Source organism: Kitasatospora sp. NPDC058965 (assembly GCF_042741245.1).
Classification (GTDB): Bacteria; Actinomycetota; Actinomycetes; order Streptomycetales; family Streptomycetaceae; genus Kitasatospora.
Map to the genome: position 1 here is coordinate 1 of NZ_JBHYKG010000060.1, position 14,279 is coordinate 14,279.

Sequence of the window (14,279 nt, forward strand, 5' to 3'; positions counted from 1 at the left end):
ACCAACGTTCAGGAGTGCACCGTGCAGCTCGTCGTCGGCCGGATCGGCCGTGCCCACGGCATCAGGGGGGACGTCTTCGTCGAGGTCCGCACCGACGAGCCGGAACTGCGGCTCGGCCCCGGCGCGGTACTGCTCACCGACCCGGCCACGGCCGGTCCGCTGACCGTGGAGTCCGGCAAGGTGCACAGCGGGCGGCTGCTGATCCGGTTCGCCGGGGTCAAGGACCGCACCGACGCCGAGGCGCTGCGCAACACCGTGCTGATCGCCGAGGTGGACCCGGAGGAGCGCCCGGAGGAGGAGGACGAGTACTACGACCACCAGCTGATCGGGCTGGACGTGGTGCTCGCGGACGGCACCCCGGTCGGGGAGCTGACCGAGGTGGTCCACCTCCCGTACCAGGACCTGCTGACCGTGACCCGGCCGGACGGCACCGAGGTGCTGATCCCGTTCGTCGAGCAGATCGTGCCCACCATCGACCTGGTCGAGCAGCGCTGCGTGATCACCCCGCCGCCCGGACTGGTGGACGAGGCGGAGGCGGTCGTCGACGGCGGGCCGGAGCAGTCCCGGTGACCGGGAGCATGCGGATCGACGTCGTCACGATCTTCCCGGAGTACCTGGAGCCGCTGAACGTCTCGCTGGTCGGCAAGGCCCGCGCCCGCGGCCAGCTCGACGTCCACCTGCACGACCTGCGGGAGTGGACCCACGACGTGCACCGCACGGTGGACGACTCCCCGTACGGGGGCGGGCCGGGCATGGTGATGAAGCCGGAGCCCTGGGGCGAGGCGCTGGACGCGGTGCTGGCCGCCGGCCCCGCCGACCAGGTGCCCACCCTGGTGGTGCCCACCCCGAGCGGGGTGCCCTTCACCCAGGAGCTGGCCCAGGAGCTGGCCGGGCGCCCGTGGCTGGCCTTCGCGCCGGCCCGCTACGAGGGCATCGACCGGCGGGTGATCGAGGAGGCCGCCACCCGGATGCCGGTGGTGGAGGCCTCGATCGGCGACTACGTGCTGGCCGGCGGCGAGGTCGCGGTGCTGGTGATGGTGGAGGCCGTCGCCCGGCTGCTGCCGGGGGTGCTGGGCAACGCCGAGTCGCACCGCGACGACTCCTTCGCGCCCGGCGCGATGGCCGACCTGCTGGAGGGCCCGGTGTACACCAAGCCGGCCCAGTGGCGCGGCCGCGAGGTGCCCGAGGTGCTGCTCAGCGGGAACCACGGGCTGATCGCCCGCTGGCGCCGGGAGCAGGCCTTCGCCCGCACCCTGGCCAACCGGCCCGACCTGGTCGGGCGCTGGCAGCAGGGCGCGTTCGACAAGAAGGAGCGGGCGGCGCTGGCCGCGCTCGGACTGGCCTGGGACCAGGACGCCGGGCGATTTCGCTCGGTAGCCGGTGCTGTGGAAGAATAAGCGGCTGTTGTCTGTCGCCGGACTCCCCGCTCGGGGATTCGGTGGTCCGGTGCCCCCGCCACGGGGGAGTCATCGAGGGCCGACGCGACCCGCAACACCTACCCGTCGTGACGAAATTCCGTGGGCGGCCCGTGGCGCCCGCGATGGAGAGCATCATGAGCAACAAGCTCGCTGCTGTCGACGCGCCTTCGCTGCGCTCCGACATCCCGGCCTTCCGCGCCGGTGACACCCTGAAGGTCCACGTCCGGGTCATCGAGGGCAACCGCTCCCGTGTCCAGGTCTTCCAGGGCGTCGTCATCCGCCGCCACGGCGCGGGCATCGGTGAGACCTTCACCGTCCGCAAGGTGAGCTTCAACGTCGGCGTGGAGCGCACCTTCCCGGTGCACACCCCGGTCGTCGAGAAGATCGAGGTCGTCACCCGCGGTGACGTGCGTCGCGCCAAGCTGTACTACCTGCGTGACCTGCGCGGCAAGGCCGCGAAGATCAAGGAGAAGCGCGACCGCTGATCCGCTGCCCCCGGGTCGCCCCGGGGGTTCAGCACGCTCATCACGGGCCGCTAAGCTCAGCCCGATGAGCACGCACGAACCGATCGCGGACCGCGACGGCACTGCCGCACCTTCGGGTACGGAGCAGCCGTCGCGGTCCGCGGCCGTTTCCGGCGCCGTCGCGGTCGACCCGGAGCCGCCCGCCGGGGCGCCGGCGGGGCCCGGTCCCGAGGTGCTCGCGGACCCGGCCCCCGGTGCGGCGGCGGACGCCGCCGAGGGGGACGTGGCCGAGGGGGAGCCCACCGACCGGGGGAGCGGCTGGCGGCTGCGCGACCTGGCCAAGCTCGGCGCCGTCTGCCTGCTCGTGCTGCTGCTGGTGAACGCCTTCGTGGCGCAGCCCTTCGTGGTGCCGTCGGCGTCGATGGAGAACACGCTGCGGCCGGGCGACCGGTTGATCGTCGACAAGCTCGCCTACCAGTTCGGCGGCGACGTGCACCGCGGCGACGTGGTGGTCTTCGACGGCACCGACTCCTTCGTGCCGGGCGGCGACGACCGGCCCGGCATCGGTGCGGAACTGGACCGGCTGGCCGGTGCGCTCGGACTGGGCGACGGGAGCGGCACGGTCTTCGTGAAGCGGGTGATCGGGGTCGGCGGGGACCGGGTGACCTACCGGGCCGGCGCGGACGCGCTGACCGTGAACGGCGTGCGGCTGGCCGAGTCCGACTACCTGTTCCCGGGTGACGCCCCGTCGAGCGCGGGCTTCGACGTGCGGGTGCCGGCGGGTGCGCTCTTCGTGCTCGGCGACCACCGCAGCGCCTCCCGCGACTCGCGCGACCACCTGGGCGACCCGGGCGGCGGCTTCGTGCCGGTGCGCAAGGTGATCGGCCGGGCCGACTGGGTGGCCTTCCCGCCGGGTCACTGGCGTTCGCTGGACCGGCCCGCCGGGTTCGCCGCGCTCGCCGCTGCAGGGGGGAGCGGTGGCGATGGGGACCAGGGGTAGGAGCGCGGCCGCCGAGCCGGAGCAGCAGGCCGAGCCCGCGGCCCGGGGCCGGGCCGAGCGGCGGCGCACCGCCAAGCGGGCGGCCCGGCGCAGCCGGCGCTCGCTGCTGCGCGAGCTGCCGATCATCGCGGTGGTGGCGCTGGTGATCGCGCTGACCCTGAAGACCTTCTTCGTCCAGGTCTTCGTGATCCCGTCCGGGTCGATGGAGCAGACCATCCAGATCGGCGACCGGGTGCTGGTGGACAAGCTGACGCCCTGGTTCGGCAGCACCCCGCAGCGCGGCGACGTGGTGGTCTTCAAGGACCCCGGCGGCTGGCTGGAGAACGAGCACCGCAACAGCACCGACGGTCCGCTGACCAAGGGGGCCAAGGAGGTCTTCGGCTTCGTCGGCCTGCTGCCCTCGGACAACGAGCAGGACCTGATCAAGCGGGTGATCGGGGTCGGCGGCGACACCGTGGTCTGCTGCGACCCGCAGGGCCGGATCACCGTCAACGGCACCCCGATCGACGAGCCCTACCTGGCGCCGGGCAACCCGCCCTCGCGCAACCCGTTCCGGGTCACCGTGCCGCAGGGGCGGCTGTGGGTGATGGGCGACCACCGCGACCTGTCGGCGGACTCGCGCTACCACATGGACCAGCCCGGCGGCGGCACGGTGCCGCTGCAGAACGTGATCGGCCGGGCGTTCATGATCGCCTGGCCGCTGGGCCGCTGGCAGTCGATCGGCCGGCCGACCTATCCGGCCATCGCGGCCCCCGGTGCCGCGGCCCCCGGTGCCGCGGCGGGCGGGCAAGCGGGCGGGCAATCCGTCGTGCCGAGGCCGGATCCCTCGCAAGCTTCACTCGTTATGGGGATGTGGGCCGCCTGGCCGGCGGTACGTCGTCGCAGGCACCGGGGTGAGGGGGCCGCCGTTCCGGTTGACCGCACCGCGTGTGGGAAGACCCGGGTGGGACGCCCGGAGTGATAGAGAAGTGCAGGAGTGCCAGGCGTGGTGCCCGCTGTGCGGGACTATGGTCGCGGACGGTCGTCGTCCGCACAGCAGGGAGGAGATGACGTGGGGGATCTGGTGATCGGCGCCCGCGGAGCCGACGAGCCGGAGGGCTCGGGCGGCCGCACGGCGCAGTCCACCGAGTCCGCCGGACCGGGGGAGCCCGGCGACGGCGGACACGGACCGGACGGGCCGTCGGGCTCCGGCCCGGACTCCGGGTTCGGCTCGGCTGCGGGATCGGCTTCTGGTTCTGGCTCGGCTTCGGGTTCGGGTCCTGGTTCAGGTGCCGGCTCGGGCTCGGCTCCGGGTTCGGGCGGGCCGGGTCCGCGGACGTCGGGCGGCGCCGGGCCGCGGTCGGCGCAGGATGAGGACGAGCCGCAGCCGGCCGAGCGCAAGCAGCGCTCGTTCTGGAAGGAACTGCCGATCCTGATCGGCATCGCCCTGGTGCTGGCCCTGGTCATCAAGACCTTCTTCGTGCAGGCGTTCTCGATCCCCTCGGAGTCGATGCAGAACACCCTGCAGGTCGGCGACCGGGTGCTGGTGGACAAGCTGACGCCGTGGTTCGGTGCCAAGCCCGACCGCGGCGAGGTGGTGGTCTTCCACGATCCGGGCGGCTGGCTCGGCGAGGTGCCGTCGCAGCAGAGCAACAACGCGGTGGTGCGCGGCATCCAGGACGTGCTGAGCTTCATCGGCCTGATGCCCTCGGCCAACGAGAAGGACCTGATCAAGCGGGTGGTGGCGGTCGGTGGTGACACCATCGAGTGCCAGGGCAACGGCCCGATGAAGGTGAACGGCGTGGCGCTCAACGAGCCGTACGTCTTCGACTCCAACCCCGAGCTCGGCGCCTGCGGCAACAAGCCGTTCGGGCCGGTCAAGATCCCGGCGGGCCGGATCTGGGTGATGGGCGACCACCGCGACGACTCGCTGGACTCGCGCTACCACATGGACCAGCCCGGCGGCGGCAGCGTGCCGGTGGACGACGTGGTCGGGCGCGCCTTCGTGGTGGCCTGGCCGCTGAACCACTGGTCCACCCTGCCGGTGCCGTCCACCTTCAGCCAGAAGGGGATCTCGGCCGCGGCGGCGGTGGCGCCGCCGCTGCTGGGCGTGGCCGGGGCGCTGCCGGCGGCCTGGTGGCTGCGCCGGCGGCGTGAGCAGGACTGAGTTCCGTTACGGTTTCGGCTCTTGCGCGGGCCGTGGTACTGACGAGTAATCTGCTCGGACGTGCCACGGCCCGCTGCCGTGTCCGGATCCCCTCGCCACCCTGGACGGTCCCATGAGCAGCCTCGCCGAAGAAGCCCCCGGCCCCGCCGCTGCCCCGGCCGCGCCCGCCGCCCCCGTCCGGCGCCGCCGGGTCTGGGGCGTGCTGCAGGGGATCGCGCTGGCCCTCGGCCTGCTGCTGCTGGTCGGCGGCTTCGTGCTGACGGCCCTGGAGTACCGCCCGAGCTTCGTGCCGACGGCCTCGATGTCGCCGACCATCGCGGCCGGTGACACCGTGCTGGTCCACCCGGTGGGCGGGTCGGCGGTGGGGCGCGGCGACGTGGTGGTCTTCAAGGACCCGGACTGGGGCAACGAGACCATGGTCAAGCGGGTGGTCGGGGTCGGCGGCGACACCGTGGTCTGCTGCGACGCGCAGCACCGGCTGACCGTGAACGGGGTACCGGTGACCGAGCCGTACCTGGCCGACGGCGCCCTGGAGGGGCAGTCGGCCGGCGCGCCCGCCACCGGGTTGGCGGGCGTGGCGCAGCAGGTGAACCAGGCCTTCAGCGTGCAGGTGCCGGCCGGTCGGCTCTTCGTGCTGGGCGACAACCGCAACGGCTCGCTGGACTCCCGGGTGCACCTGGACCGGCTGGCCGGCAGCATCCCGGCCGGTGCCGTCTCCGGGCGGGTGGAGGCGACCGTCTGGCCGTTCGGCCACCGGGGACTGAAGCCGCGTACGGTGGCCTTCGACGGGCTGCCCGGACCGACCGCCGGCAAGCCCGGACCGCTGGTCCCGCTGGCCTGGGCGATGGCGGCCGGGGTCGCGCTGATCGTGCTGACCTCGCTGACCACGCCGGTGGCGGCGCTGGCGCGGCGACTGCGGCGGTCCTGACGTCCTGGGGCTGCGGCCCCGGGGAGGCGGTGGCGGTGACCGAGCGGGTGCTCCGGCGCGAGGCGGCCCGGGTCCTGCTGCTGGACCCGGCCGACCGGGTCCTGCTGCTGCGCGGCCGGGACCCGGCGGATCCGTCCCGGACCTGGTGGTTCGCGCCGGGCGGCGGACTCGAACCGGGGGAGGGGCCGCGCGCGGCGGCGCTGCGCGAGCTGGCCGAGGAGACCGGCCTCACCGGGATCGAGCTGGGTCCGCAGGTGCTGGAGGAGGTGGCGGTCTTCACGTACGGCGGGCGGCCGTACGAGCAGCGGCAGGTCTTCTTCCTGGCCCGGACCGAGCGGGCGCCGCTGGCGGCGGAGCTGGACAGCTCCGGGTGTGCGCCCGGCGAGCGTGCGCACCTGCTCGACGCGCGGTGGTGGACCGCGGCCGAGCTGGCCCGTGCCGCGGAGCCGGGCGGTGCGGAGTCGGGCGGTGCTGCCGGGGCGGGGGGTGGTGGTGAGCCGGTCTACCCCGTGGGGCTGGCGCAGCTGCTGGCCAGGCTGTCGGCGGACGGGGTGCTACCGCGGGCAACCCCGCGATAACGCTCTGCGCGATGATGCCGTGGTCCACAATGGGGATGGACCTGACGAGCTGAGGGGACGCCTGGATGAGTGCGGAAGATCTCGAGAAGTACGAGACCGAGATGGAGCTCAAGCTCTACCGGGAGTACAAGGACGTCGTCGGGCTGTTCAAGTACGTGATCGAGACCGAGCGCCGGTTCTACCTCACCAACGACTACGAGCTGCAGGTGCACTCGGTGCAGGGGGAGGTGTTCTTCGAGGTCTCGATGGCCGACGCCTGGGTCTGGGACATGTACCGGCCGGCCCGGTTCGTCCGCAAGGTGCGGGTGCTGACCTTCAAGGACGTCAACATCGAGGAGCTGGCGAAGAGCGACCTGGAGCTGCCCTCGGACGAGGCGGGCTTCGGGAGCTGACCGTCCGGTCGTCCGTGCGGCGGGCGGGCGGGTGCTGATCGAGCGTCCGACGTTGCGCGTTGTCCACAGGGGCCGGGTTGTCCACAGGTTCGGGGCCGCCGATGGTGGATCGGGCGGTGGCGCGGCAACCTCCGTGACCGGAGGTGATCGCCGTGCGCAACGCACAGCAGGCCCTCGGCCGGTACGGCGAGGAGGTGGCCGTCCGCCGGCTCGGGCAGGACGGTCTGCGGGTCCTGGAGCGCAACTGGCGCTGCGCCCAGGGAGAGCTGGACATCGTGGCCCTCGACGGGGACACCGTGGCCGTCTGCGAGGTCAAGACCAGGTCCGAGGGGGCGTTCCAGCAGCCCGAGGAGGCGCTGGGGCCGGTCAAGGCCGAGCGGCTGCGGGTGCTGGCCGAGCGGTGGCTGGCCGAGCGCTGGCCGGCCCACTTCGCCCGGTTGGCCGGGCTGCCGGCCGCGCCGCCGGGTGCGGGGGCGAGTCCGGGTGAGAGCGCGGGTGTGGCTACGGGTGCGGCCGTGGCCGGGGACGGGCACGGGGCGGTGGTCCCGCCGCCCGGCGGGGTGCGGATCGACCTGGTCTGCGTGGTCAGCCGCAGCCGCGGCGCCGCCCGGGTGCAGCACCTGCGGGGGGTGGTCTGAGTGGCGTTTGCCCGGACCTGTTCGGTGGCGCTGCTCGGGGTGGACGGCGTCGTGGTCGAGGTACAGGCCGATCTCGAACCGGGGGTGGCGGCGTTCACCCTGGTCGGGCTGCCCGACAAGGCACTCAGCGAGGCGCGGGACCGGGTCAGGGCTGCCGTCTGCAACAGCGGCGAGGCGTGGCCGCAGCGCAAGCTCACGGTCGGGCTCAGCCCCGCCTCGGTGCCCAAGAGCGGTAGCGGCTTCGACCTCGCAGTGGCCTGTGCGGTGCTCGCGGCGGCCGAGCGGTTGCCGCCGCCGGCCATCGCCGATCTGCTGATCATCGGTGAGCTCGGGCTGGACGGGCGGGTCCGCCCGGTGCGCGGGGTGCTGCCTTCGGTGCTGGCGGCGGCGGACAGCGGGTTCCGCCGGGTGGTGGTGGCCGAGCAGACGGCGGCGGAGGCGGCCCTGGTCCCCGGCGTCTCGGTGCTCGGGGTGCGCAGCCTGCGGCAGCTGATCGCGGTGCTCACCGACGCCCCGGTGCCGGAGGAGCCGCCCGACCCGATGGCCGGCGGCCCCGACCCGCTGCTGGCCGGCCTGTTGCTGCCCGGCACCGCGGTCCGCCGGGTCGGGACCGATCCGGAGTTCGGGCCCGACATGTCGGACGTGGCCGGGCAGCACGAGGCCCGGTCGGCGCTGGAGATCGCCGCGGCCGGCGGGCACCACCTCTACCTCAAGGGACCACCGGGGGCCGGCAAGACCATGCTGGCCGAACGGCTGCCCGGGCTGCTGCCACCGCTGACCCGGACCGAGGCGCTGGAGGTGACAGCGGTCCACTCGGTGGCCGGGCTGTTGCCGCCCGGCCGGCCGCTGATCGACCTGCCGCCCTACTGCGCCCCGCACCACTCGACCACGATGCCCGCGATCGTGGGCGGCGGCAGCGGACTGCCCCGCCCCGGCGCGGTCTCGCTGGCCCACCGCGGGGTGCTCTTCCTGGACGAGGCGCCGGAGTTCCCGGTCCGGGTGCTGGATGCGCTGCGCCAGCCGCTGGAGTCCGGCGAGGTGGTGATCGCGCGCTCGGCCGGGTCGCTGCGGCTGCCTGCCGGCTTCCTGCTCTGCCTCGCGGCCAACCCCTGCCCGTGCGGGCGGTACTCGCGCCGGGGCGAGGGGTGCGACTGCACCCCGGTGATGGTGAGCCGGTACCAGGGGCGGTTGTCCGGGCCGCTGCTGGACCGGGTCGACCTGCGGGTCCAGGTGGAGCCGGTGACCAGGACGGAGCTGCTGGAGCGCGACCGGCACGCCGAGCGGACGGCGGTGGTGGCCGAGCGGGTGCGGTCGGCCCGGGAGCGGGCGGCGGCGCGGTTCGCCGGGACACCGTGGCGGACCAACGCCCAGGTACCGGGGCGCGAGCTGCGTTCGCGCTGGCGGCCCGATCCGGGAGCACTGGTGGAGGCGGAGCGGGAGATGGAGCGCGGGCTGCTGACCGCGCGCGGGTTGGACCGGGTGCTGCGGGTTGCGTGGACGGTGGCCGACCTGGCCGGGCAGGACGTGCCCGGGCGGACCGAGCTGCGCATCGCGCTCGGGCTGCGGCGGGGCTTCCCGACCGGCGTGCGGTCGATGGACGGCCCGCTGTGACGGGGCGTCAGGATCCCCTGGTGGCGGTCACCCCGCCGGCGCCGGCGCCTCCGGCCGCGGTCCCGCCGGAGCCGGTCCCGGTCCCGGCACCGGAGCCCGAGCGGGAGCGGCTGGCCCGGGCCGCGCTGACCAGGCTGGTCGAGCCGGGCAACGGCGTGATCGGGCGCTGGCTGGCCGGCCGGTCCGCCGTCGAGCTGCTGGAGGTGCTCCATGGGGACACCCGCCATCCGCAGCTGCGGATCGACCGGGCCCGCCGGGCGGCCCTGCGGCAGCGGTTGGGCGAGCTGGACCCGGCCGCCGACCTGCGGCGGCTGGCGGCGATCGGCGGGCGGTTCCTGGTGCCGGACGATCCGGAGTGGCCCAGCCAGCTGACGGATCTCGGGGAGCGCGAGCCGATCGGGCTCTGGGTGGTCGGGACCGGCTCGCTGCGGCTGTTGGCACTGCGCTCGGTGGCGGTGGTGGGCTCCCGGGCCTGCACCGAGTACGGCGCGCACGTGGCCGCCGAACTGGCGGCCGAACTCGCCGAACGGGGTTGGGTGGTCTGCTCCGGGGCCGCCTACGGGATCGACGCGGCCGCGCACCGCGGGGCGCTCGCGGTGGGCGGGATGACGGTCGGGGTGCTCGCCTGCGGGGTGGACGTGGAGTACCCGCGGGGCAACAGCGGCCTGATCCGGCGGATCCGGGAACAGGGTCAGCTGGTCAGCGAGCATCCGCCGGGGGAGCACCCGAACCGGTTCCGGTTCGTGCTGCGCAACCGGGTGCTGGCCGCGCTCACCCGGGGGACGGTGGTGGTCGAGGCCGCGCACCGCAGCGGCGCGCTGAGCACGGCGCGCCGGGCGCTGGAACTGAACCGGCACACCATGGGCGTCTGCGGGCCGGTCACCTCCGAGCTCTCGGCGGGGGTGCACGAGCTGATCCGCGGCGGCGGGGCGACGCTGGTGACCCGGGCGGCCGAGGTGATCGAACTGATCGGGGCGATCGGGGCCGACCTGCCGCCGCCGCACCGCGCGGTGCCCGGCGCGCGCGACCTGCTGGCCCCGGCAGCGGCCCGGGTGCTGGAGGCGATCCCGGCCGGGCGTTCCGGCGCGCCGGCCGACGCCCTGGCGCGGCGCGCCGAACTGCCGGTGGAGCAGGCGCTCAAACAGCTCTACGAACTGTGCTCGCTCGGGTTCGTCCAGCGCGCCGGGGCGTACTGGCGGATCGCGCCGGGTCGCACTGGAGGGTGACGCGGCGCCGGGCGACGCACCGTCAGGGCCGCGCGGTCGTTGGTGATCGTTGGTGCGCTCGCAGGTGCCACCCGAGCCGTCCGGACCGCCCCCGCAGCTGCGGGGACCGGCGCGCCGGCCGGGTCGAACACGGTGCGCCCATTCGCGCGTCGGAGTGAACGCCACCAGAACGGGCGACGGCCAGGTGGTGGTAGCGCAGTGCATCGACTCGATCACGCTACGCTCCCTATGGCTTCCCTATCAGCACATGACTCGGCAGAACGGCGCAGACCCACGTATGCCCACTCACATCCCCGGACACGGGGCGACCAGTGCCGGCCGGCTCCCGTGGGGAGCTCGCGGTCAACTCCGCGCCGCCACCGGCGACCAGCCCGTACCGGATCCGGCGGGCGCGGCGGCGGGGATCGGGCCGGGGGCGGGGTGGAGTGGCCGTGGTGCTCCGGAGGGCGACCCGGCGGTCGGCCCGTTCGGTCGGCCGGTCGGCCGGTCGGTGGAGCGGTCGGTCGGCGGGGCAGCGGGTGGGCCGGTCGGTCTCGGTCTCAGTCTCGGCTTCGGTGGTGGTACTGGCGTCGGTGGGTCGGCCGGGGTCGGGCCCGGGGCTGGTGCCGGCGCTGGTGCCGGCGCTGGTGTTGGTGACGGTGCGGATGTGGTGGGGGTGGAACGGAGCAGTCCGGGCGGTGAGCCGACCGGCGCGGCGGTACTCGGCGCGGGAGGCGCGATCATGACTGGTGCAGGACTTGACGGGTGCTCGGCGTTCGACGGGGTGCCGCCCCGACCGGTGCCGGTGCCGGGCCCGATCGCGCCGACCGTCGGCCCCGTGGCACTGATCACCGCCCGCGCCCCGGCCACGCTGCCCGGCCCCGCTCTCAAGGCCGGCCGCGCCGGGAAGCCGAAAGCACCGGGGAAGAAGGTCAAGGCGGTGAAGTCCGGCAAGCCCGGCGGGCTCGGCTCGGTGCCTCCACCGGCCCGGCCTGCCGGCGGGTCGGTCGCGCCCGCGCCGCGCAGCGGTGCGGCGCCGGCGGGCGCGCGGCCGGCGCCCACCGCGCCCCGTGTCCCCGCGCCGGTGTCGGACCTGGACAGCCGGGGGGACCGGGCCGCCCCGCGCGGTCGCTCCGTGCCCGGCCCAGGGTCCGGCCCCGGCTCGCAGGCGCCTGCGAGCTCCGGCCCCGGCTCGCAGGCGACTGCGTCCGCCGGTGTCACTTCCCCCGCTCCGGTGCCCGTCGGCATGACGCCGCCCGGTCCCCGGGGTGGCGGGGTGAACACCGTCGACCCGACGCGCGCCACTGAGCCGGGCCCGGTCGACGCGCGCGTCGCTGACCCTCGCGCCGCCCACCCGGTCGCGGTAGACCCGGTCGCGGCAGGCCCGCTCGCCGTGGACTCGCCGGGCGCCGACTCGCGCGCCGCCGCGTCTCCGGGCGCCGAACCGTCGGCAGCCGTCGCGCCGGCGGACGAAGCGACCGCCGCCGTTCCCGCGCAGCCCGCGAGCGCCCGGTCCCCCGAGGCGGCCCAGCGCAGCGCGCTGGAGTCGCTGTGGCGCGCCTACAAGACGACCGGCGACCAGCGGCTGCGCGAGCAGTTGATCCTGCACTACTCGCCGCTGGTGAAGTACGTGGCGGGCCGGGTCGGGGTCGGCCTGCCGGCCAACGTCGAGCAGGCCGACTTCGTCTCCTCCGGCGTGTTCGGCCTGATCGACGCGATCGAGAAGTTCGACCCGGACCGGGCGATCAAGTTCGAGACCTATGCGATCAGCCGGATCCGCGGCGCGATCATCGACGAACTGCGCGCCCTGGACTGGATCCCCCGCTCGGTGCGGCAGAAGGCCAAGGCGGTGGAGCGGACCTACGCCGCACTGGAGGCCCGGCTGCGGCGGACCCCGCACGAGCCCGAGGTGGCCGCCGAGATGGGCATCGCGCTGGAGGAGCTGCACGCGATTTTCAGCCAACTCTCGCTGGCCAACGTCGTCGCCCTGGACGAGCTGCTTCACCCGGCCGGGGACGGCGGCGAGCGCCTGAGCCTGATGGACACCCTGGTGGACACCGGCGCCGAGAACCCGGTCGAGGTGGCCGAGGACCGCGAGCTGCGCAAGCTGCTGGCCGGTGCCGTGGCCACCCTCCCCGACCGCGAGAAGACGGTGGTGACCCTCTACTACTACGAGGGCCTCACCCTCGCCGAGATCGGTCAGGTCCTCGGGGTCACCGAGAGCAGGGTCAGTCAGATCCACACCAAGTCCGTGCTGCAACTGCGGGCGAAGATGACCGATCTGCGCTGACCCCTGATCACATCCGCGCGCCTCCCGTGCTGGCCGGGAGGTGAGCCCCACCCCTCCACCGCCTCCGTACAGTGGGAGCGTGCCGAAGATCAGAGCCGCCTCCCTGGCCGAGCACCGCCAACTGCAGCGGTCCGCCCTCCTCGACGCGGCGCGGGCGCTGCTGACCGAGGGCGGCATGGAAGCGCTGACCTTCCCGGCACTGGCCGCCCGCACCGGGCTGGCCCGGTCCTCGGTGTACGAGTACTTCCGCTCGCGCGCGCACGTGGTCGAGCAGCTCTGCGAGGCGGACTTCCCGCTCTGGGCCGCCGAGATCGAGGCCGGGATGGCCGCCCGGGACGGTGCGGCCAGCCGGCTGGAGGCCTATGTCCGGGGTCAGCTGGAACTGGCCGGCGACCCGCGGCACCGCGCCATCGTGGCGCTGTCCGCACTGGAGCTGGACGAGGCGGCCCGGGCCAGGATCCGCGCCGCGCACGAGGGCCTGGTCGGCCTGGTGGTCCAGGCGCTCGGCGAACTGGGCCACCAGCGCCCCCAACTGGCCGCGGCCCTGCTGCAGGGCGTGGTCGAAGCCGCCGTGCGGAGGTCCGAGGGCCGCTCGCCGGAGGAGCGCTCGGTGATCGCCGACGCCGCCGTGGCCCTCGCGCTCCACGGGCTGGCCGGATCCGCCACCCCGGTCACCGACGCGGCGGCGACCGCGGCGGCCGAGTGCAGCGGCAGCAGCCGCGCCTGACCCGAGCCCAGCAGCGCCAGCGGATCGAGGTACCGCTCGCCGCGCAGCAGCCCCCAGTGCAGGCACCCCGCCGCGCAGTGGCCGGTGCCCGGCGCCACCCGGCCGATCGCCTGCCCGGCCGCGACCGCGGTGCCGACCGGCGGCGCACCGGCCACCGGCAGGTACGTGGTGCGCAGCGGCGGACTGCCGGTGCCGGGATGCAGCACCGTCACCACCGGGCGCCCGGCCACCTCGCCCGCGAAACCGATCACCCCGGGTGCGGCGGCCCCCACCACCGCCCCCTCCTCGGCCGCCAGGTCCACCCCGCGGTGCCCGGCGGACCAGGGTTTGGGCGGCGCCGCGAACCGCTGCCGCAGCCCGCCGGGCCCGCCCACCGGCCAGGCCCGGCCGGGACCGCGACCCGGGCCCGGTCCGGCCGCCGCCACCGCCTCGACCCACGCCCCGGCCCACGCCCCGGCCCCGGAGCCAGAGCGGGCCCCGGTGCCGGCCGCCCGCGCCGCGTACCCGGCGGCCCACGCTCCGGAGCCGGCCGCCCGTCCACCGGCGTCGACCGCCACCGCCACCGCGGGCGGCGCCAGCCAGACCAGCACCGCCACCACCGCCACCAGCCGCACCGACCGGTCGGGCCGCACCAACCGCACCGACCGCACCGACCGGTCCGGACGAATCGTCAGGTTCCTCATGCCGCCGAGGTTCCGCCCCCGTCCGCGCTGTGACCACCGTCACCCGCGAACCTGTGGACAACCCCGCCCCTGTGGACAATCCTGCCGCCCGCCCGGCGCAGAGTCGCCGGTCGCTCGGGCCTTCCCGTACACTTCACACGCGACCCGGTCCGCCGGGTCGACTTCGCACGCCCCGCCACCGGCGGAACGCGGCCCCGCG

The 14,279-nt window shown here is 75.1% G+C and carries 14 protein-coding genes and 1 pseudogene; 14 read left to right on the plus strand and 1 reads right to left on the minus strand.

Annotated features, from left to right (window positions below; all coding sequences use genetic code 11):
• Positions 1 to 21 precede the first annotated feature (21 nt).
• From rimM to ACFW1A_RS13095, 14 genes are all read left to right on the plus strand, one after another.
• Entirely contained in the window at positions 22 to 570 is a 549-nt protein-coding gene (rimM, locus tag ACFW1A_RS13030; protein ID WP_380408248.1) for a ribosome maturation factor RimM, read from the plus strand.
• Between the two features lie 8 nt (positions 571 to 578).
• Entirely contained in the window at positions 579 to 1,397 is an 819-nt protein-coding gene (trmD, locus tag ACFW1A_RS13035; RefSeq protein ID WP_380408250.1) for a tRNA (guanosine(37)-N1)-methyltransferase TrmD, read from the plus strand.
• Positions 1,398 to 1,552: 155 nt separating this feature from the next.
• Positions 1,553 to 1,903 carry a 50S ribosomal protein L19 gene (gene rplS / locus ACFW1A_RS13040; protein WP_380408195.1) on the plus strand — a complete coding sequence of 117 codons (351 nt, stop codon included), beginning with the start codon at positions 1,553 to 1,555 and terminating at the stop codon, positions 1,901 to 1,903.
• A 64-nt stretch (positions 1,904 to 1,967) separates the two neighbouring features.
• Entirely contained in the window at positions 1,968 to 2,882 is a 915-nt protein-coding gene (lepB, locus tag ACFW1A_RS13045; protein WP_380408197.1) for a signal peptidase I, read from the plus strand.
• Complete coding sequence (gene lepB / locus ACFW1A_RS13050; protein WP_380408199.1) at positions 2,866 to 3,843, plus strand: signal peptidase I; 978 nt, start codon at positions 2,866 to 2,868, stop codon at positions 3,841 to 3,843. The genes lepB (ACFW1A_RS13045) and lepB (ACFW1A_RS13050) overlap by 17 nt, the downstream gene beginning before the upstream one ends.
• Positions 3,844 to 3,933: 90 nt before the next feature.
• Positions 3,934 to 5,028, plus strand: coding sequence for a signal peptidase I (gene lepB / locus ACFW1A_RS13055; RefSeq protein WP_380408202.1), 1,095 nt, complete (start codon positions 3,934 to 3,936; stop codon positions 5,026 to 5,028).
• A 112-nt stretch (positions 5,029 to 5,140) separates the two neighbouring features.
• Positions 5,141 to 5,956 carry a signal peptidase I gene (lepB, locus tag ACFW1A_RS13060; RefSeq protein WP_380408206.1) on the plus strand — a complete coding sequence of 272 codons (816 nt, stop codon included), beginning with the start codon at positions 5,141 to 5,143 and terminating at the stop codon, positions 5,954 to 5,956.
• A 35-nt stretch (positions 5,957 to 5,991) separates the two neighbouring features.
• On the plus strand, positions 5,992 to 6,534 hold the full coding sequence (locus ACFW1A_RS13065) for an NUDIX hydrolase (protein WP_380408208.1): 543 nt from the start codon (positions 5,992 to 5,994) through the stop codon (positions 6,532 to 6,534).
• Positions 6,535 to 6,599: 65 nt separating this feature from the next.
• Positions 6,600 to 6,926: a DUF2469 domain-containing protein gene (locus ACFW1A_RS13070; protein WP_110669769.1), complete on the plus strand. Its 327-nt coding sequence runs from the start codon at positions 6,600 to 6,602 to the stop codon at positions 6,924 to 6,926.
• Between the two features lie 152 nt (positions 6,927 to 7,078).
• Positions 7,079 to 7,564, plus strand: coding sequence for a YraN family protein (locus ACFW1A_RS13075; RefSeq protein ID WP_380408210.1), 486 nt, complete (start codon positions 7,079 to 7,081; stop codon positions 7,562 to 7,564).
• Complete coding sequence (locus tag ACFW1A_RS13080; protein WP_380408212.1) at positions 7,565 to 9,175, plus strand: YifB family Mg chelatase-like AAA ATPase; 1,611 nt, start codon at positions 7,565 to 7,567, stop codon at positions 9,173 to 9,175. It abuts the gene before it with no gap.
• A complete protein-coding gene (dprA, locus tag ACFW1A_RS13085) occupies positions 9,172 to 10,401 on the plus strand; it encodes a DNA-processing protein DprA (protein WP_380408214.1) in 1,230 nt (409 codons plus the stop codon). The genes ACFW1A_RS13080 and dprA overlap by 4 nt, the downstream gene beginning before the upstream one ends.
• 1,372 nt (positions 10,402 to 11,773) lie before the next feature.
• Positions 11,774 to 12,670, plus strand: a complete 897-nt coding sequence (whiG, locus tag ACFW1A_RS13090) for an RNA polymerase sigma factor WhiG (protein WP_380408216.1) — start codon at positions 11,774 to 11,776, stop codon at positions 12,668 to 12,670.
• A gap of 103 nt (positions 12,671 to 12,773) precedes the next feature.
• Positions 12,774 to 13,397 carry a TetR/AcrR family transcriptional regulator gene (locus tag ACFW1A_RS13095; protein ID WP_380408252.1) on the plus strand — a complete coding sequence of 208 codons (624 nt, stop codon included), beginning with the start codon at positions 12,774 to 12,776 and terminating at the stop codon, positions 13,395 to 13,397.
• Between the two features lie 80 nt (positions 13,398 to 13,477).
• On the opposite strand, the pseudogene ACFW1A_RS13100 reads toward ACFW1A_RS13095, so the two are convergent.
• Positions 13,478 to 14,080: pseudogene (locus ACFW1A_RS13100) on the minus strand (peptidoglycan DD-metalloendopeptidase family protein); the annotation flags it as partial.
• Positions 14,081 to 14,279: the final 199 nt, after the last annotated feature.